The sequence below is a fragment of the Nocardia halotolerans genome, from assembly GCF_042650145.1.
Taxonomy (GTDB): Bacteria; Actinomycetota; Actinomycetes; order Mycobacteriales; family Mycobacteriaceae; genus Nocardia; species Nocardia halotolerans.
The window spans coordinates 211,684-229,645 of the sequence record NZ_JBHSDL010000028.1 but is presented as its reverse complement, the minus strand read 5'-3'; the positions used below and the strand labels follow the sequence as shown (position 1 = coordinate 229,645).

The following is a 17,962-nucleotide window of genomic DNA, read 5'->3' as shown; positions in this document are numbered from 1 at the left end:
CCCCTGGGCTCAGGGCACCAGCACCGTCAGCGCCGCGGGCAGCACCTGCACCGTGACCGGCAGTTTGCCCGCGGGTTCGCCGTCGGCGGTCGCGTAGCCGCCGTCGGCGGAGACCGTGATCCGCCGGGCCCGGTAGCGCTTGGTCGCCGGGTGGTCGATGCGCTTGCCGGCCGACAGGGCGGGCAGCAGCCGCGCCATCTCCGGTCGTGATACCGCGCCGACGACGGTGATGTCGAGGTATCCGTCGTCGGTACGGGCGTCGGGGCACACCAGCATGCCGCCGCCGTAGGTGCGGGTGTTGCCGATGGGTGCCATCACGGCGTCGGTGTGGATCACCGTGTGTGAGTCGGCGGGGTTGTCGAGGGCTCCGGGCGCCAGGCCCGACAGTTCGATCCGGAACGGCAGGGTGTAGCCGCGTAGCAGTTCGGCGACCGCGGCGAAGGTGTAGCGCAGTGGGCCACGCGGGTAACGCATGCGGTTGGCGCGCAAGGTGACCCGGGCGTCGAATCCGGTGCCGACCACGGTGGCGAACCAGGTGGTGTCGGCGGTGGTCGACTCGATCCGGCCCAGGTCGATGACTTCGGTGCGCCCGCGCAGCACGATCTCGGTCGCGGCGCGTGGGTCGCCGGTGGGGACGCCGAGTTCGCGCGCCAGGTCGTTGCCCGTGCCCGCGGGTACCAGCCCCAGTGGCACACCGGTGTGGGCCAGCGGCGCGAGCAGCGCGTTCATCAGTCCGTCGCCACCCACGCAGACCACCGCGTCGGGCCGTCGGGCCGCATCCGCGACCGCCGCGGCGAGCTGTTCGACCGATTCGGCCGCGCTGGGCGCGCGCACTTGGGCCACTTCGATGCCCCGGGCCAGCAGCAGGTCGGTCACTGTGTCGGCGACGCCGTCGCCGCGGCCGGCACCGGAGTGCGGGTTGGTCACGAGCAGCACGCGCCGCACCGAATGTTCGCTCACGGCATCAGCTTTCCAGGATTGAGCACCCCGGCGGGGTCGAGTTCACGTTTCACCGCGCGCAGTACGCGCACGCCCAGGTCACCGACCTCGGCGGACATCCACGGCCGGTGGTCGGCGCCTACGGCGTGATGGTGGGTGATGGTGGCGCCCGCGGCGACGATCGCGTCACCGGCGGCGGATTTGGCGATGCGCCACTGCGCGAGCGGATCGTCGAGTTGCTTGGCGACGACGGTGAAGTACAGCGACGCACCCGTCGGATAGGTGTGTGAGATGTGGCACATCACCAGCGCCGGGGTGCCCTGCGCGCCGAGTGAGTCCGTCAGCGCCGCGGTGACTTCCGCCTTCAGCGTGGCCAGGTTCGCCCAGCTGGTGGCGGTTTCGAGGGTTTCGCAGAGCACACCGACATCGAGCAGGGCGTCGCGCAGGTAGGGCGCGGCGAAACGGCCGTGTTCCCACTGCCGGGCGGGTGCTTCCCCGAGCGCGGTTCCGCCTGCGGCAGTGAGTAATTCGCTCGCCTCCCGGCTGCGGGCGGCGACATGCTCGGCACTGCCTTCGACAGTGGTGATGGCCAGACATCCCGAGACCGGTGCGCCGCCGACATCGGCGGAGCGGGCCAGGTTCAGCCCGGTCTCGGCTTCGTCGGACAGGCGCAGCACCGTCGGGGCCGCGCCCGCCTGCACCACCTGGCGCAGTGCCGCGGCGCCGGTGGCGAAGTCGGGGAACGACCAGCCCTGGTAGGCGGTGGTTTCCGGGACCGGGTGCACGCGCACGGTGACCGCGGTGATGATGCCGAGCACGCCCTCGGAGCCCACGAACAACTCGCGCAGATCGGGACCGGCCGCCGATGCGGGCGCGCGGCCCAGCTCGAGGGTGCCCTGCGGGGTCGCGATCGCCAGCCGTTGCACCATGTCGTCGAACCGGCCGTACCCGGCCGAAGCCTGGCCCGAGGACCGAGTGGCGGCGAACCCGCCGATGCTGGCGAATTCGAAACTCTGCGGGAAGTGTCCGAGCGAGAGACCGTGTTCCCCCAGCAGTTCCTCGGCTTGCGGGCCGGTGAGGCCGGCGCCCAGGGTGGCGGTGCCGCTGACGGGGTCGACGTCGGTGAGGGTGTCGAGTCTGCGCAGGTCCAGGGCGATGACGGTGCGGAAGTGCCCGCGCACCGGGTCGACGCCGCCGACCACGCTGGTGCCGCCACCGAAGGGAACCACGGCGATGCCGTGCTCGGCGCAGTACCGCAGCAGCTCCAGGACCTGCGTGTGGTCGGCCGGGCAGACGATCGCGTCGGGCGCGTCCTGCGGTGTGGGCTCGCGGCGGCGCAGCAGGTCGGGGGTGCTCTTGCCGCCGGCGTGCCGGAGGCGGGCGAGGTCGTCGGTGCTGAGGTGCTCGGCGCCGGTGATCGCGGCCAGGCCCGCGCGATCGGTGTCGGTGAGGGTGCCGGCGATGAGCGGCACGTCGCCCTCGTCGCGGCGCGGCGTCGGGTCGCCAGAGATTCCGAACACCTGCGTGAGCAGGCCCCGGATCTGTGCCGAAAGTTCCTGTTGACCTGCGGGGACACCCCAGGCGTCCCAGACCATGCTCGGCCGCGGGGCGGGTTTCGTGTGTTGCGTCTCGACCATGCGTTACATTCTGACATATAGTGTCAACCAGTAACCACAAGAGATTGTCCTCGAGTCGGCATCCGCGTATTTGTCGGATGTCACTGCCACCGATTCACGGCGGCGACCCCACTGACGCGCTCGATACCCTTGGGCGTTCCAGCTCGACCACGGCGCCACAACCCCGGCGCCACAACCCCACCGGCGGTGAAGCACATGATCGACCTCGCGACCCACGCTGACCAGCAGCTCTCACCCACCGACATGGCCATCCTCGATGCCACCCGGGCATGTGTGGTCGATTTCGGGGTGCGCCGCACCACGCTCACCGAGGTGGCGCGCCGGGCGGGGGTCAGCAGGCCGACGGTCTATCGGCGCTGGCCCGACACGGGCTCGCTGATCGCGGAACTGCTGGTGCGCGAGTTACGCACGATCGTCACCGACACCATGCCCGACACCGGCCCAGGCCGGGAGCGGCTGGTCCGTGGCATCGTCGCGGGCGCGGGCGCGATCCGGTCGAACGCGGTGTTCGCCAAGATCTTCCGCACCGACACCGACCTCATGCTCACGTATGTGTTCGGTCGGCTGGGCCGCAATCAGCGCACCCTGATCGAGCTGTTCAGCACGGTGATCCGGGACGGCCACGCCGACGGGTCGATCCGAGCGGGCGCGGCCGAGCAGATGGCCGCCATGCTGCTGCTGATCACCCAGTCCGCGGTGCAGTCGGCGGGCACGGTGGCACCACTGCTGGCCGGTGCGGACTTCGACGCCGAGTTGTCGAGGGCGATCGAGGGTTACTTACTCCCGCCACGCGACAAGGATTGTGATGACTGCTGATTCGAAGCCCGGCGCCGCGCTCGACGCCGCCCGGCGCACTGCCGACCTGACCGCCCTCGGTGATCGTCCCGAGGTGGACGTCCTGGTGATCGGCGGCGGGGTGACCGGTACCGGGGTCGCGCTCGACGCGGCCGCACGCGGACTGCGCACCCTGCTGGTGGAACGCGAGGATCTCGCCTTCGGCACCAGCCGGTGGAGTTCGAAGCTGGTGCACGGCGGGCTGCGGTACCTGGCGAGCGGGCGCGTGGGCATCGCGCACGAGAGCGCGGTGGAACGCGGCATCCTGCTGCGCACCACCGCACCACATCTGGTGCGCCCGCTCCCCCAGCTGGTTCCACTGCTACCGGGCGTCTCCACCGCCCAGAGTTCACTGATCCGGGCCGGTTTCGCCGCCGGTGACGCCCTGCGGATCGCGGCGCGCACCCGGGCCGCCACCCTGCCGCGCTCGCGCCGGGTCGCCGCCGCCGAAGCCTTGCGGCTGGCACCGACCGTGCGCCGCGACGGGCTACGCGGCGGGCTACAGGCGTGGGACGGTCAGCTCGTCGACGACGCGCGGCTGGTCGTCGCGCTGGCGCGCACCGCGGCCGCCGCGGGCGCCACCGTGCTCACCCGGGTGGCAGCGGTCTCGGCGACGGGTGATTCGGCTCAGCTACGCGACACCGTCACCGGCGAAACACTGCGGGTCTCCGCGCGCGCGGTGGTGAACGCGACGGGCGTGTGGGCGGGCGAGGTCGACCACAGCATCGAGTTGCGACCCAGCCGTGGCACCCACCTGGTGTTCGACGCCGCCGCCTTCGGTGGCCTGAGCGCGGCGCTCACGGTGCCCGTACCCGGCAGCATCAGCCGCTTCGTGTTCGCGCTGCCCGCCGCTCACGGCCGTGTCTACCTCGGTCTCACCGACGAGGACGCGCCCGGCCCGATCCCCGACGAACCCCAACCCACCGAAGCCGAAGTGGGCTTCCTGCTCGACACGATCAACACCGCCCTACGCGAACCGTTGACGCGCAACGACATCCGTGGCCGTTTCGCCGGTCTGCGGCCGCTGCTGAAAACCGCCGAGGACAGCACCGCCGACATCTCCCGTGAGCACGCGGTGCTCACCGCGCCCGACGGGCTCATCACCGTGGTCGGCGGCAAACTCACCACCTACCGGCAGATGGCGCAGGACGCCGTCGACGCCGCGATCGCCCAGGCCGGTCTCCCCGCCGCCGCCTGCCGCACCACCGCGCTGCCGCTGGTGGGCGCGGTAACGGGTGCGGCGCGCGACCGCATCGACGCGCCCCCGGTGCTCATCGAGCGCTACGGCCGCGAGGCGAGCCATATCGTGTCGGCCTGGCTGTCGGACCCGGCGCTGGCCGAACCGGTCGCCCCCGGGATCGATGTCACCGCCGCCGAATTCGACTTCGCCATCACCCACGAGGGCGCCCACACCGTCGCCGACCTCCTCGACCGCCGCACCCGCATCGGCCTGGTCCCCACCGACCGCGCGGCCGCCACCCCCGCCGCCGAAGCCGCCCTGGCCCGCCACACCACCATCGGAACCTGACCGAGGCCGCCCGATGCGCTGGGCACCCCACCCCGCCCGGGTGCCGCAGGCGAGTCCCACGCTCACCCGCAGCCATACGGTCGGACGCGCCCGCAGCCATTCGGTCGAACACCGGCGCGAGCGAGCGCGTTCAGCCGACCCGTGGAGCACAGTTCAGCCGAACACCCACGTGTCCAGGTCGGCGTGCATGCAGGCGCGGGGCCATTCGTCGAGTCCGTTCGCGCTCTCCTCGGCGCGGATCGCGCGCAGTCCGGGGGTTTCCTCGGCGGCGGCGAGATAGGTGAAGCCGAGGCGTTCGTAGTAGGGGCCGTTCCAGGGGACCTGTGTGAAGGTCGTGAGGGTGATCTCGCGGAAACCGTGGGCTTTCGACCAGGTGACCGCGTGGTCGATCAGGCGTTTGCCGATGCGGCGGCCCGCATGGGCCGGGTCGACCGAGACCTGGTCGATGTGCGGCTGCCCGTCGACGATGCCCAGGATCAGGTAGCCGATGGGGCGGTCGGCCGCGTCGGGCCACACCCAGGCGCGGTCGACCAGGACGAATTCGCGCAGGGTTTCGGCCGCGGGTGGCTCGTCCTCGGCGATCGCCACCATGTTCACTTCGGCGAACGGCGCACCGGCTCGGCGTTCGATCTCCTGCAGCGCGCCGATCTCGTGCTCACGTGCGAGCCGCACCGGCCCGCCGTCCGGGCACGTCATGACGAAGTCGGTGCGGGGCTCCTCGATGCCGGTCATCGCGCACCCACCGGGGTGGCGAGGATGCCGTTGAGCATGGCGCGCAGGGCCCAGCGGGCGCGCTCGGCGCCGTCGCCGGCGAGCAGTTCGTGGCGCAGCGCCGCGACGGTCGGGTACTGCTCGGCCGACAGTTCGGTGAGCCGGCGGGTGATCACGGCCTCGTGGCCGGGCACGGCGGCGGCGCGCTCGGCGGCCTCGGCGGCGATGTGCAGCTGGATCAGATCGACGGCCCAGGCGGCGGTCGCCGGATCGAGGCCACCTTCGCGCAGCAACGCCAGCACCTGTTCGATCAGGCCGAGTGCGTGGCCGGTGACGGCGATCCGGCCGAACGCGATCGTGGCCAGGCCTTCGTGCCTGCCGAGCTCCTCGATGGTCGCTTCGACCAGTGTGGTCAGGCGCGCTCGCCAGTTGCCGCCGACCGGTGCGGGGACGGTCGCCAGGACGTGGTCGAGCATGCCGGTCATCAGGTCGCCGCGATTGGCGACGTAGACATAGAGCGAGGCGGCGCCGGTGTCGAGTTCCTGGGCGACCCGGCGCATGGTCAGCGCGGCCAGGCCCTCGGTGTCGAGGATGCGCAGCCCGGTCTCGATGACGAGTTCACGGCTCAGTGGTGCTTTCGCCGGACGTGCCCGGCGACTGACGGGAACGGCATTCATGCCACGATGATACGCAGTGGGCGAACGACGTTTGCCACGAACATCGTTCGGGTCACGGTGGGATCACCGATTCCCGGCCGCCGGGCCATCTATGCTGGCAAGCGCCAGTCCGACAAGGAGGCGTTGATGCACGCGCATTCGTCCACCGTGGCCATCGTGCCAGGGACCGGGATCGTCGCCCGCTTCGGTGATGTCGTTGTCTACCTCGCCGGGGAGACCCCCTCCACCGACCGCCTACTCGGCGCGGTCGAAACCGTCGCCGCCAGCACCGCCGCGTCCGCACCCGGTGCGGCCCTGGCTCAGCGGCTGGCCGGCGTGGTCTTCGGCGGCGCCTCGGCGCCACCACCGTTCGGCGTACTCGCCCCGACCGCCGACGGCATGCTGATCCTGTTGCGGGGCGCGGTGATCGCCGAGATATCCGGCGCCGAGGGCAACCGCAGGCTAGCCGGCGACCGCGCCTTCACCTGGGTCGACGAGATCATCCGCGAACCGGTGCGCCGGATCGCCGTCGGCGCGGAGATGGCCGACCCCACCAGCGCCAACCCGCGCACCGATCTGCGCGCGGGCATCGTCACCGGCAACGGTTTCGTGCTCAACCTCGGCAGGCGCCGCAATCGACCGCCGCGTCGGGTGGAGGGCATGGAAGAACCCGCCCCGACCGAGGCCACCGGCTTCCAGGCGCTGCGACCCGCCAACGGCAGGTCGACCGGCGAGACCCCGCGTGCGCAGAGCCGGCCGGGCGGCCGTGCCGCACCCGCCCAGAGCCGAGCGTCGGGTCACGTCGCGCCCGAGGAAGACCGAGTCCCGCTCGCGCAGGGGCAGGCTTCCGGCGACGCTCTGCCCGCGACGGCGGCTTTCCCGGCACCGGAGGCGGACGAGCATCCGCAATCCACGGACACGAGCGGGCCCGACAGCGAACTGGTGAGTGCCGGATCCGCCGACGGCGTCACGGTGAGCACCGGCCAGCGCAACTCCCCCGCCGCGCACGCACCGCGCGCCTGGTCCCAAGCCCTCGACGCGGCCAAGCGATCCGATTCCGCGCTGGACAAAAGCTCAGCGGCTCAGGGCAATTCGACGGCCCAGGCTGGATCGGCGGCTCAACGTAACTCGACCGGTCCCCGCGGTGCGCTGGTCACCGAGGACGGGCTCAGCTATCCCCTGGATCGGTCGTACGTGCTGGGCCGGAATCCGTCCGGCGACGATTCGGTGCGGGCGGCCGCCGCCACGCCGATTCTGATCGAGCGCGACCGGCTCGTCTCGCGGGTACATGCCTTCGTCGCCCCCGACCGTGGCAAGGTGTTCGTCCGCGAAGCCCCCGCGACCTCGGGCACCTTCTTCGCCGCCCCCGACAGCGAACGCTGGTCCCGAGTCGGCACCCTCCCGATCGAACTACAGCCGGGCTGGCGCCTGCGTATCAATGATTTCCTGCTGACCTACTGCGTCTGAGCGCGAAGACCATCCCGACGCCCGTGCGTGGGGCACCACGGGCGCCGGATCGCGATTCGGCTCAGGCCTCGAGGGCGTCGAGCAGTGCCGCGCGCTGGCGTGCACCGAGGCCACCGATACGACGATCTTCGGGAATCTCGGCCTGGTCCAGCAGCTTGGCCGCCTTGACCGGGCCAACGCCCGGCAACGCCTTGATCACGGCAGCGACCTTGGTCTTCTTCACCAGGTCGTCGCTGTCGGCCTTCTTGAGCAGATCGGCGACGGTGACCTTGCCCTCCTTCACCTGGCCGATCAGTTCCGAGCGCGCCTTGCGCACGGCAGCCGCTTTGGCCAACGCCTCGGTGCGCTGTTCGGCGGTCATCGTAGGCAGTGCCATGTCTCCTCCGCTTCCACTCGTCACTCGAACATCTGATTGACGGACCGAGTAAACAGCACGAGATCGACAGCATCAGTCCGACACACCGCGAGGATACGCCGATGAGTTTTGCGTGCCGACCTCGTCTTAATGGGTGAACGACCTGCAAGACGGACTAAACGGACGAAGTGATCGGCGTAACACCGTCCGGATTCCGGACGAAACACCACACGAAGCACCACACGGGACCAAGGTTCAACGGCGAACCACGGAGGATCAACGAAGCTCCTCGACCCCGGGCGTGACCGGTTTCCCCGGTCGTCACCGGGTCCGGTGGTGGTGCGGATGTGCTCTCGGGCCCTCTATGCGCGACAATGACGCGACCCGGCGAACCCATTTGCTTACTGGAGTTGCGATGCGCGAGGAAAACCCGCCCGACGACGAGGTCGTTGCACTGCCTGTCCGGGTCGAACAGGCCCGACGACGAATCAGCTATCAGTCCGATCCCGCACTCACCGACGCGCTGTCGGAAGACGAACTGCGCGCCGAACGTGAACTGGCGGAAAAGATTCGCACCTACGAGCGCGACCAACGGTGGAAGCAGATCAAGGCCTCCTCCACTCACGCCGACCGGCTACGCGACACCAACGCCGAGCTCGAGCGCGCCGAGATGGCCGACCTGATGCTGGCTCGCAAAGCGATCGCCGCCCAGCGCCGCGAATCCAATCCACGCGCCCGGCTGGCCTCGCTGTATCAGCACCGCACGTGGTCGTTGCGCGCACTGGCCGGTGTGGTGATCGCCGGCATGCTGTGGTCGGCGGTGAACGTCCAGCACAACATCGCACCGGGCGGGCCCAGTGACCCGCTCTACTGGGCCAGTTTCGGCCTGGAGGCGATGATCAGTGTCTGCCTGATCATCATCATGATCGGCACCACCCGGGTGGCCGAGTGGGGCGTGATGGGCAACCGCACCCAGGTGCTGGTCGCCGAGATGTTCCTGCTCACCCTCACCATCGCCCTCAACACCTACCCGCACCTGAGCAAGGGGCACTGGTACGACGCCGCTGTGCACGCGGTGGCGCCGGTGATGATCGGTGTCGCCCTGCTGATCCACAACGCCGCCAGCGCGCGCTACAGCACCGCCATCGCGCGTGCGTCGGCCGAGATCCCGGCCGAGGAGGCCGAAGACCAGCTGGCCGCGCCCAGCCTTGGCAACTTCGCCACCAACTCCTAGCCACCGACACGCGAAAGGCGCCCGCCGGATTCGATCCGGCGGGCGCCTTTCGTTCGGTGAGTGCTGGTTCGGTGAAGTGCTAGGCCGACTTCTCGCGGCGCTCGGTGCGCTCCGGCTTACGGGGCACGATCGTCGGGAGGACGTTGTCGTTGACGGTGTCGGCGTTCACGACCACCTTGGCGACATCGTCGCGGCCCGGGATGTCGTACATCACCGGGAGCAGGACCTCTTCCATGATGGCGCGCAGGCCACGAGCGCCGGTGCCACGCAGGATGGCCTGGTCGGCGATCGCCTCGAGCGCGTCGGTGGTGAACTCGAGGTCCACCCCGTCCATCTCGAACAGCCGAACGTACTGCTTGACCAGTGCGTTCTTCGGTTCGGAGAGAATCTTGACCAGCGATTCCTTGTCCAGGTTCGTCACCGAGGCGACGATCGGCAGGCGGCCGATGAACTCGGGGATCAGCCCGAACTTGATCAGGTCCTCGGGCATGACATCGGCGAAGTGGTCGTCGGTGTCGACCTCGGCCTTGGAGCGCACCTCGGCGCCGAAACCGATACCGCGGTGACCGGTGCGGTCGGAGATGATCTTGTCCAGGCCCGCGAAGGCGCCCGCCACGATGAACAGCACATTCGTGGTGTCGATCTGGATGAACTCCTGATGCGGGTGCTTGCGACCGCCCTGGGGCGGCACACTCGCCTGGGTACCTTCCAGAATCTTCAGCAGCGCCTGCTGCACACCCTCACCGGACACATCGCGGGTGATCGACGGGTTCTCGCTCTTGCGAGCGATCTTGTCGACCTCGTCGATGTAGATGATGCCGGTCTCGGCGCGCTTGACGTCGTAGTCGGCGGCCTGGATCAGCTTCAGCAGGATGTTCTCGACGTCCTCGCCGACATAGCCCGCTTCGGTGAGCGCGGTGGCGTCGGCGATGGCGAACGGCACGTTCAGCATCTTGGCCAGCGTCTGCGCGAGGTAGGTCTTGCCGCAACCGGTGGGGCCGAGCATCAGGATGTTCGACTTCATCAGTTCGACGGTCTCACCACGGCTGTCGCGGCCCTTGTCGCCGGCCTGGATGCGCTTGTAGTGGTTGTAGACCGCGACGGCGAGGGTCCGCTTGGCGGTGTCCTGGCCGATCACGTAGTTCTCGAGGAAATCCCGGATCTCCGAGGGCTTGGGGAGCTCGTCGAGTTTGACCTCGCTCGACTCCGCCAATTCCTCTTCGATGATCTCGTTGCAGAGGTCGATGCACTCGTCGCAGATATAGACCCCGGGGCCCGCAATGAGCTTCTTGACCTGCTTCTGGCTCTTTCCGCAGAACGAGCACTTGAGCAGATCGCCGCCGTCTCCGATGCGCGCCATCTCGTAGGTCCCTACTTCCTTGTCCGAGTGCGACCCTCGTCCTCCGATTGGGCCGGAATACGTTTCGGTGCCGACAATCAGAGCATTGGTCCCTGTGTCGACCGTACCTGTTGTGCGCGAGACAGGTCGACAACTCGCGCATGTTTCTGTGAAGGGTCGTGCCGAAAGGCCGGGCCCGCCGTCCGGATCACCGGCGACGGGCCCGGGCGTGTCACTTCTGGCCGCTGAGCTTGCGGTAGTCGAAGACCTGATCGATGATGCCGTACTCCTTGGCCTCATCGGCGGTCAGGATCTTGTCGCGGTCGGTGTCCTTGCGGACCTGCTCCTCCGACTTACCGGTGTGCCGCGAGATGGTGACCTCCATCAACCGGCGCATCCGCTCGATCTCGGCCGCGGCGATCTCGAGGTCCGACACCTGACCCTGCACACCGCCGGAGGACGGCTGGTGGATCAGGATGCGGGCGTTGGGCAGCGCGGCCCGCTTACCCGGAGCACCGGCGGCCAGCAGCACCGCAGCGGCCGAGGCGGCCTGACCCAGGCACACCGTCACCACGTCGGGGCGCACGTAGAGCATGGTGTCGTAGATCGCCATCAGCGCGGTGAACGAACCACCGGGCGAGTTGATGTACATGGTGATGTCGCGATCGGGATCCTGGGACTCCAGCACCAGCAGCTGCGCCATGATGTCGTTGGCCGAGACGTCGTCGACCTGGTTACCCAGGAAGATGATGCGCTCTTCGAACAGCTTGTTGTACGGGTCGGAGGTCTTGACGCCGAACGAAGTCTGCTCGGTGAACTGCGGCAGGATGTAGCGCGCCCGCGGGTTGGCGGCGGCAGCGCCGCCCAGGCCTGCGCGCGGGTCGATCGGATTGGCCATCGTTGTCTCCAAGCTTGTGTCGAGTGTGTGGGGCGCAGCCGGGGCTCAGTGGGCCTGGTTCGCGTGGGTGACCACGTGGTCGATGAAGCCGTATTCGAGGGCTTCCTTGGCCGTGAACCAGCGGTCGCGGTCCGCATCCTCGGTCACCTGCTCCACCGACTTGCCGGTGTGCAGGGACTGCAGCTCGTTGAGTTCGCGCTTGGTGTGTACGAACTGCTCGGCCATGATCGCGATGTCGGCAGCCGAACCGCCGATGCCCGCCGAGGGCTGGTGCATCATGATCCGGGTGTGCGGCAGCGCGAAGCGCTTGCCCTTGGTACCCGCAGTCAGCAGGAACTGCCCCATCGACGCCGCCAGACCCATGCCGTAGGTGGCGATGTCGCACTCGGCGAACTGCATGGTGTCGTAGATCGCCATCCCCGCGGTGACCGAGCCACCGGGCGAGTTGATGTAGAGAGCGATGTCTTTGGTCGAGTCCTCGGCCGTGAGCAACAGGATCTGCGAACACACCTTGTTGGCGATGTCGTCGTCGACCTGGGTGCCGAGGAAGATGATGCGGTTGCGCAGCAGCCGCTCGTACACCGAATCACTGAGGTTGAGACCAGCAGTAGTGGCTGTCATGACCCCTGCCTGGTTGATTGTCACGGATACCTGCCTTCTCTTCTCACCGATTACTAACGGCCATACGGTTCGTCGTCGTCTCAAACACTAACGAAGTAGGGCGGCACCGAACTCCCGGTACCGCCCTTCTTCGCTCAGAGCGCAATCAAATCACGCAATCGAAACCTACTCGGCGGCGGCTTCGCTCTGCTCGCCTTCAGCGGCTTCGGCCGGGTCACCGAACATTTCGGTGGTGTCGACCACATTGCCGTCGGAGTCGGTGACCTTCACCTGACCGACAACTCCGGCCAGCGCCTTGCCGCGGCGCACGTCGGCGAAGACCGCGCCGAGCTGGCCCGCCTGCTGCACCTGCTGGATGAACTGCTCCGGCGACATGCCGTAGCGCTGGGCCTGGAACAGGATCCGCTCGGTGAGCTCCTGCTGACCGACCTGGGTGTTCTCGGCCTCGGCGATGGCGTCGAGCAGCAGCTGGGTCTTCACCGACTTCTCGGCGGCTTCCTGGGTGTCCTTGTCGAACTCCTCGCGAGAGGAGCCCTGGGCCTCGAGCGCCTCGGCCAGCTTGGCCTCGTCGTGGTCGAAGCCGTGCACGGCGTCGTGCACGACCGCGTCGACCTCGGCCTTGACGACGGCCTCGGGCAGCGGGACCTCGACGGTCTCGAGGAGGGCGTCGAGCACCTTGTCGCGGATCTGACCGGCCTGCTCGACCTTCTTGGTGCGCTCGACGCGACCCTTCAGGTCTTCCTTGAGTTCGTCGATGGTGTCGAATTCGCTGGCCAGCTGGGCGAACTCGTCATCGGCCTCGGGCAGCTCGCGCTCCTTGACCGACTGCACGGTGACGGTGATGACGGCTTCCTTGCCGGCGTGATCGCCGGCGACCAGGGTGGAGGTGAACTCCTTCGACTCGCCGGCCGACAGGCCGATGATCGCCTCGTCGAGGCCCTCGATGAGCTGACCCGAACCGACCTCGTGCGACAGGCCGGTGGTGGCCGCCTCGGGGACGTCTTCGCCGTCGACGGTGGCCGACAGGTCGATCGACACGAAGTCGCCGTCCTGCACGGCCCGCTCGACACCGGTGAGGGTGCCGAAGCGCTGACGCAGCGAGGTGAGCTGCTGCTCGATGTCCTCGTCGCCGATGGTGAAGGAGTCGACATTCACCTCGAGGCCGGAGTAGTCGGGCAGGGCGATCTCGGGACGCACGTCGACCTCGGCGCTGAACGCCAGTTCGTCGCCGTCTTCGATCTTGGTGATCTCGATCTCGGGCTGACCGATGACCTTCACCTCGGCGCTCTCCACGGCCTCGGCGTAGCGGGCGGGCAGGGCGTCGTTGACGACCTGCTCGAGCACCGCGCCGCGACCCACACGGGTCTCGATCAGCTTGGCCGGAGCCTTGCCGGGACGGAAACCGGGGATCTTGACCTGCTGCGCGAGCGCCTTGTACGCCTTGTCGAAGTCGGGCTTCAGCTCCTCGAAGGGCACCTCGACGTTGATCCGGACCCGGGTCGGGCTCAGCTGCTCGACGGTGCTCTTCACGGACATACTCCTCGGTTCGTAGTTCATGGTGGTGTCCCCACATGGGGCGTCGCGCCCTCAGACAGGTGCGGCACGCATCCCGACCAGGGTAGTTGACTGCCTGCGCGGTCGCGCAATCGGCGCTTGGTTGCGGCGGCCGCTAGCTGCCGACCTGCACGGCGTCGGTCACGAACACCAGTGTCTCGTTCGGCGCGACCCCCTGGCCGCCCGCGCCGTAGCCGAGCTCCGGCGGCACGATCAGCAGCCGGCGCGCACCCTGTTGCACCCCGAGCAGACCCTGGTCCCAGCCCTCGATGACCTGCCCCTCGCCCAGCGTCAGCCCGAACGGCTTGCCGCGCTTGAAGGAGCTGTCGAGGGTTTCCTTGTTCGACCAGGTGACCAGCGCGTAGTTCATGGTCAGCGACTGACCGGCTTCGGCGCCGGGCCCGGTGCCGGGCACCAGGTCCTTGACCACGAGCGAGGTGGGCGGGTCGCAGCTGTCGGGGATGGTGATCTCGGGCGGGTCGCCGAAGCCGCCGTTGACCTGGACGTCCTCGGCGGTGCACTCCTGGCCGGTGCTCGCGGTGGCGCCGGCGGTGGCGGTGGTGCTCGGCTGATCTGCCGACCCGGAGTCCGTCCCGCAGGCCGTTGTCGCGGCCGCGGCGAGCGCGAGAAGTCCGATGCCGAGGGTCCTGGCGAGAGAATGCATGGCCCGCACAGTAATCGACCACGGGCGACACGGGGCGGAGCGGCTCGGCGGTAGGCTCGCTGATGCGTTTGTCCACCGGTGCGCCGAGGGTCGATCGGCGCCCGGCAGGTCCTCCGCGGCGCGCACCGCGCCGCGTCAGTGCTGGCGACTGCGAGGAGAGTCCGCGATGACCCGGACCAGTGATATCGACGATGACACCGCCGCCGACAATGTGGGTGGCGGCGATGGCGAGACCATCGCGCCCCGGCCCTACCGCCTCACCCATGCCCCCGGCCCGTTGAGCTGGGACGAACTGGTCGCTGTCGATGCCTGGTGGCGGGCGGCGAACTATCTCGGGGTCGGCCAGATCTATCTGATGCGCAACCCGCTGCTGCGCGAGCCGCTGGCCGCCGAGGACATCAAGCCACGCCTGCTCGGCCATTTCGGCACCGTGCCCGGGTTGAACCTGGTGTGGGCGCACGCGAACCGGGTGATCCGGTCACGCGGGTTGAACGCGGTCTATGTCGCCGGTCCCGGTCACGGCGGGCCCGGTCCCAACGCCTGCGCCTGGCTCGAGGACGCCTACACCGAGCTCTACCCCGACATCGCCCGCGACGCCGACGGGATGGGCAGGCTGTTCCACCAGTTCTCCTTCCCCGGTGGCGTGCCCAGCCACTGCGCGCCCGAGACCCCCGGTTCGTTCCACGAGGGCGGCGAGCTCGGTTACAGCCTGCTGCACGCCTACGGCGCCGCACTCGACAATCCCGACCTCACGGTGTTCTGCGTGATCGGCGACGGCGAGGCCGAGACCGGCCCGCTGGCGGCCAGCTGGCACGCGAACAAATTCCTCAACGCGGGCCGCGACGGCGCCGTGGTACCCATCCTGGCGCTCAACGAGTACAAGATCGCCAATCCGACGATCTTCGCGCGCATCCCCCGCGGCGAACTGGTGGAGCTGATGCGCGGCTACGGCTACGAGCCGCTGATCGTGTCGGGCGAGGACCCCTCCGCCGTCCATCAGGAGCTGGCCGCGGCGATGGACGCCTGCCTCGATCGCATCGCCCGGTTCCAGCGCGCGGCCCGCGCGGACGGCGACACCACCCGCCCGCGCTGGCCGATGATCGTGCTGCACACCCCGAAGGGCTGGACCTGTCCCCCGGTCGTCGACGGCGAACGGGTGGAGGGCACCTTCCGCGCCCACCAGGTGCCGCTGCCGGCCGCCCGCACCGACGCGCAGCACCGGCGGGTACTCGAGCAGTGGTTGCGCTCGTATCGGCCCGAGGAACTCTTCGACGAGAACGGTTCGCCGGTACCGCTGTTGCGTGAGCAGGTCCCCGACCTGCCGATGAGCCTCAATCCGGTGGCCAACGGCGGGCTGCTGACCCGCGCGCTGGACCTGCCCGACTGGCGCACCTACGGCGTGGACGTCGACACCCCCGGTGCGAGCACGCACGAACCCACCCGGGTGCTGGGCAGCTGGCTGCGCGATGTCACCGCGCTCAACCCGCACAACTTCCTCACCTTCGCGCCCGACGAACTGGCCAGCAACCGCTTGCAGGACATCCTCGAGGCGACCGGGCGCGACTGGCAGGCCGAGGTCGGGCCCTGGGACGTCGCGCTGAGCCCCACCGGGCGCGCGGTGGAGGTGCTCTCGGAGAACATCTGCCAGGGCCTGCTCGAGGGCTACCTGCTGACCGGGCGCCACGGGGTGTTCACCTGTTACGAGGCGTTCATCCACATCGTCGACGCCATGTTCAATCAGCACGCCAAGTGGCTGGCCGCCAGCCTGGCCGTGCCGTGGCGGCGCCGGATCCCGAGCCTGAACTATCTGCTGTCCTCGCACGTGTGGCGCCAGGACCACAACGGGTTCACTCATCAGGACCCCGGTTTCCTCGACGTGGTGGTCAACAAGAATCCCGAGATAGTGCGGGTGTACCTGCCGCCGGACGCCAACACCCTGCTGTCCACCTACGACCACTGCCTGCGCTCGCTGCACTACGCCAACGTGGTGGTGGCGGGCAAACAGCCGGGCCCCGATTGGCTTTCGGCGGAAGAAGCGGCCGTGCACTGCGCCCGCGGGCTCGGCATCTGGCAGTGGGCCGGCCACAACGACGATCTCGGCACCACCCCGGATGTGGTGCTGGGTTGCGCCGGTGACGTGCCCACCCTGGAGACCCTGGCCGCCGCGGCGATCCTGCGTGCCCGGCTGCCCGAACTGCGCGTGCGGGTGGTCAATGTGGTGGATCTGATGCGCCTGCTGCCCGTCGAGGAACATCCGCACGGCCTCTCGGACGCCGATTTCGACACCCTGTTCACCCGCGATCGCCCGGTGATCTTCGCCTTCCACGGCTATCCCTGGCTGGTGCACCGCCTCAGCTACCGGCGCACCAACCACGCCAATCTGCACGTGCGCGGATACAAGGAGAAGGGCACGACCACCACCCCGTTCGACATGGTGATGCTCAACGACCTCGACCGGTTCCACCTGGTCATCGACGTGATCGACCGCGTCCCCACTTTGCGTGAACGTGCGGCCGGGCTGCGCGCGGACATGGTCGACGCCCGCCTGACCGCGCGCCGCTGGACCAGGGAACACGGCGAGGACATCCCGGTGGTGGCGAACTGGGTGTGGCCCGAAGCCGGGATACCGACGGTGCGGTAACACGGTTGCGGTGCGGGCCGTGACTGCACAACGATGGAGTCGATGACCGAGCCCCGCCGTATCGATATCCTGCCGCGCGACCGCCGTGACCTCACCGGGCCGTTCGACGTGATCGGCGACGTGCACGGTTGCCGCGCCGAACTCGAGACCCTGCTCGGCGAGCTCGGCTACCGCCTCGACCGTGACGAGCGCGGCAGGCCGGTCGGTGCCACCCATCCCGCGGGCCGCACCGCGGTGTTCGTCGGTGACCTGGTGGACCGCGGTCCCGACACACCGGGTGTGCTGCGCCTCGTGATGGGCATGGTCGCCGCCCGCACCGCCCTGTGTGTGGCGGGCAATCACGAATTCAAGCTGGTACGCGCTCTCGACGGCCGCAATGTCCGCATCGCGCACGGCCTGGAGCGCTCGCTGGCCCAACTGGCCGACGAGGATCCCGAATTCCGTTCCGCCGCGCACGATTTCTGCCGGGATCTGCCCGGGCATTATCTGCTCGACCACGGCCGGCTCGTCGTCGCCCATGCCGGTCTGCCGCAGAGCTTGCACGGCAGCACGTCGGGTCGCGCGCGTTCGTTCGCGCTCTACGGCGCACCCACCGGTGAGGTCGACGAGCACGGGTACCCCGTGCGCTACGACTGGGCCCAGGACTATCGCGGCACGGCCACCGTCGTCTACGGCCACACCCCGGTGCCCGAACTCGTGTGGGTCAACAACACGCTCTGCCTCGACACCGGGGTGGTCTTCGGTGGCGCGCTGTCGGCCCTGCGCTACCCGGAGCTCACCACGGTCTCGGTGCCCGCCCAACAGGTGTGGAGCGAACGAGCCGGCATCACCCCGGCAGCGGGGTAGCTCACCGCGCCCTCGCCGTGACGGGCGGACCCCACCGC

15 protein-coding genes and 1 pseudogene are annotated in these 17,962 nt (G+C 69.1%); 6 read left to right on the top strand and 10 right to left on the bottom strand.

Annotated elements, in window-relative coordinates:
- Positions 1 to 9: 9 nt before the first annotated feature.
- Positions 10 to 960 carry a diacylglycerol kinase family protein gene (locus tag ACFO5K_RS23215; RefSeq protein WP_378566873.1) on the bottom strand — a complete coding sequence of 317 codons (951 nt, stop codon included), beginning with the start codon at positions 958 to 960 and terminating at the stop codon, positions 10 to 12.
- The gene (locus ACFO5K_RS23210) at positions 957 to 2,576 is read right to left on the bottom strand and encodes an FAD-binding oxidoreductase (protein ID WP_378566870.1); all 1,620 of its coding nucleotides are present in this window, start codon (positions 2,574 to 2,576) and stop codon (positions 957 to 959) included. The genes ACFO5K_RS23215 and ACFO5K_RS23210 overlap by 4 nt, the downstream gene beginning before the upstream one ends.
- Before the next feature lie 195 nt (positions 2,577 to 2,771).
- Between ACFO5K_RS23210 and ACFO5K_RS23205 the strand changes: the two genes are divergently transcribed.
- Both ACFO5K_RS23205 and ACFO5K_RS23200 read left to right on the top strand, forming a co-directional pair.
- Positions 2,772 to 3,392 carry a TetR/AcrR family transcriptional regulator gene (locus tag ACFO5K_RS23205; RefSeq protein ID WP_378566867.1) on the top strand — a complete coding sequence of 207 codons (621 nt, stop codon included), beginning with the start codon at positions 2,772 to 2,774 and terminating at the stop codon, positions 3,390 to 3,392.
- The gene (locus ACFO5K_RS23200) at positions 3,382 to 4,938 is read left to right on the top strand and encodes a glycerol-3-phosphate dehydrogenase/oxidase (RefSeq protein ID WP_378566864.1); all 1,557 of its coding nucleotides are present in this window, start codon (positions 3,382 to 3,384) and stop codon (positions 4,936 to 4,938) included. Before ACFO5K_RS23205 ends, ACFO5K_RS23200 begins: the two co-directional genes overlap by 11 nt.
- Before the next feature lie 153 nt (positions 4,939 to 5,091).
- Here the strand turns inward: ACFO5K_RS23200 and ACFO5K_RS23195 are convergent, their stop codons facing one another.
- Positions 5,092 to 5,670, bottom strand: coding sequence for a GNAT family N-acetyltransferase (locus ACFO5K_RS23195; RefSeq protein ID WP_378566861.1), 579 nt, complete (start codon positions 5,668 to 5,670; stop codon positions 5,092 to 5,094).
- A complete protein-coding gene (locus ACFO5K_RS23190; RefSeq protein ID WP_378566858.1) occupies positions 5,667 to 6,326 on the bottom strand; it encodes a TetR/AcrR family transcriptional regulator in 660 nt (219 codons plus the stop codon). Before ACFO5K_RS23190 ends, ACFO5K_RS23195 begins: the two co-directional genes overlap by 4 nt.
- A gap of 126 nt (positions 6,327 to 6,452) precedes the next feature.
- On the opposite strand from ACFO5K_RS23190, the gene ACFO5K_RS23185 reads away from it, so the two are divergent.
- Positions 6,453 to 7,772, top strand: a complete 1,320-nt coding sequence (locus ACFO5K_RS23185) for an FHA domain-containing protein (protein WP_378566855.1) — start codon at positions 6,453 to 6,455, stop codon at positions 7,770 to 7,772.
- A gap of 61 nt (positions 7,773 to 7,833) precedes the next feature.
- Here the strand turns inward: ACFO5K_RS23185 and mihF are convergent, their stop codons facing one another.
- Positions 7,834 to 8,148 (bottom strand): integration host factor, actinobacterial type, encoded by a 315-nt coding sequence (gene mihF / locus ACFO5K_RS23180; RefSeq protein WP_378566852.1) that lies wholly within the window; start codon positions 8,146 to 8,148, stop codon positions 7,834 to 7,836.
- A 394-nt stretch (positions 8,149 to 8,542) separates the two neighbouring features.
- Between mihF and ACFO5K_RS23175 the strand changes: the two genes are divergently transcribed.
- The gene (locus tag ACFO5K_RS23175) at positions 8,543 to 9,361 is read left to right on the top strand and encodes a hypothetical protein (protein ID WP_378566849.1); all 819 of its coding nucleotides are present in this window, start codon (positions 8,543 to 8,545) and stop codon (positions 9,359 to 9,361) included.
- A gap of 79 nt (positions 9,362 to 9,440) precedes the next feature.
- Here the strand turns inward: ACFO5K_RS23175 and clpX are convergent, their stop codons facing one another.
- The 5 genes from clpX to ACFO5K_RS23150 all read right to left on the bottom strand — a co-directional run bounded on the left by clpX (position 9,441) and on the right by ACFO5K_RS23150 (position 14,437).
- Complete coding sequence (gene clpX / locus ACFO5K_RS23170) at positions 9,441 to 10,721, bottom strand: ATP-dependent Clp protease ATP-binding subunit ClpX (RefSeq protein WP_378566846.1); 1,281 nt, start codon at positions 10,719 to 10,721, stop codon at positions 9,441 to 9,443.
- A 211-nt stretch (positions 10,722 to 10,932) separates the two neighbouring features.
- A complete protein-coding gene (locus tag ACFO5K_RS23165) occupies positions 10,933 to 11,598 on the bottom strand; it encodes an ATP-dependent Clp protease proteolytic subunit (RefSeq protein ID WP_378566843.1) in 666 nt (221 codons plus the stop codon).
- Positions 11,599 to 11,643: 45 nt separating this feature from the next.
- Positions 11,644 to 12,219, bottom strand: a complete 576-nt coding sequence (locus ACFO5K_RS23160; RefSeq protein WP_378566840.1) for an ATP-dependent Clp protease proteolytic subunit — start codon at positions 12,217 to 12,219, stop codon at positions 11,644 to 11,646.
- A 165-nt stretch (positions 12,220 to 12,384) separates the two neighbouring features.
- The gene (gene tig / locus ACFO5K_RS23155; RefSeq protein WP_378566837.1) at positions 12,385 to 13,749 is read right to left on the bottom strand and encodes a trigger factor; all 1,365 of its coding nucleotides are present in this window, start codon (positions 13,747 to 13,749) and stop codon (positions 12,385 to 12,387) included.
- 139 nt (positions 13,750 to 13,888) lie between these two features.
- Positions 13,889 to 14,437 carry an FKBP-type peptidyl-prolyl cis-trans isomerase gene (locus tag ACFO5K_RS23150; RefSeq protein WP_378566835.1) on the bottom strand — a complete coding sequence of 183 codons (549 nt, stop codon included), beginning with the start codon at positions 14,435 to 14,437 and terminating at the stop codon, positions 13,889 to 13,891.
- Positions 14,438 to 14,603: 166 nt separating this feature from the next.
- On the opposite strand from ACFO5K_RS23150, the gene ACFO5K_RS23145 reads away from it, so the two are divergent.
- Positions 14,604 to 17,078: a phosphoketolase family protein gene (locus ACFO5K_RS23145; protein WP_378566832.1), complete on the top strand. Its 2,475-nt coding sequence runs from the start codon at positions 14,604 to 14,606 to the stop codon at positions 17,076 to 17,078.
- Positions 17,079 to 17,156: 78 nt separating this feature from the next.
- A pseudogene (locus ACFO5K_RS23140) lies at positions 17,157 to 17,894 on the top strand (metallophosphoesterase); the annotation flags it as partial.
- Positions 17,895 to 17,962: the final 68 nt, after the last annotated feature.

Coding starts and splice junctions, on each gene's coding strand:
- ACFO5K_RS23205 (WP_378566867.1), top strand. CDS start 2,772: ATGATCGACCTCGCGACCCACGCTGACCAGCAGCTCTCACCCACCGAC.
- ACFO5K_RS23195 (WP_378566861.1), bottom strand. CDS start 5,670: ATGACCGGCATCGAGGAGCCCCGCACCGACTTCGTCATGACGTGCCCG.
- ACFO5K_RS23210 (WP_378566870.1), bottom strand. CDS start 2,576: ATGGTCGAGACGCAACACACGAAACCCGCCCCGCGGCCGAGCATGGTC.
- ACFO5K_RS23160 (WP_378566840.1), bottom strand. CDS start 12,219: ATGACAGCCACTACTGCTGGTCTCAACCTCAGTGATTCGGTGTACGAG.
- clpX (WP_378566846.1), bottom strand. CDS start 10,721: ATGGCGCGCATCGGAGACGGCGGCGATCTGCTCAAGTGCTCGTTCTGC.
- mihF (WP_378566852.1), bottom strand. CDS start 8,148: ATGGCACTGCCTACGATGACCGCCGAACAGCGCACCGAGGCGTTGGCC.
- ACFO5K_RS23145 (WP_378566832.1), top strand. CDS start 14,604: ATGACCCGGACCAGTGATATCGACGATGACACCGCCGCCGACAATGTG.
- ACFO5K_RS23200 (WP_378566864.1), top strand. CDS start 3,382: ATGACTGCTGATTCGAAGCCCGGCGCCGCGCTCGACGCCGCCCGGCGC.
- ACFO5K_RS23185 (WP_378566855.1), top strand. CDS start 6,453: ATGCACGCGCATTCGTCCACCGTGGCCATCGTGCCAGGGACCGGGATC.
- ACFO5K_RS23150 (WP_378566835.1), bottom strand. CDS start 14,437: ATGCATTCTCTCGCCAGGACCCTCGGCATCGGACTTCTCGCGCTCGCC.
- ACFO5K_RS23190 (WP_378566858.1), bottom strand. CDS start 6,326: ATGAATGCCGTTCCCGTCAGTCGCCGGGCACGTCCGGCGAAAGCACCA.
- ACFO5K_RS23165 (WP_378566843.1), bottom strand. CDS start 11,598: ATGGCCAATCCGATCGACCCGCGCGCAGGCCTGGGCGGCGCTGCCGCC.
- ACFO5K_RS23175 (WP_378566849.1), top strand. CDS start 8,543: ATGCGCGAGGAAAACCCGCCCGACGACGAGGTCGTTGCACTGCCTGTC.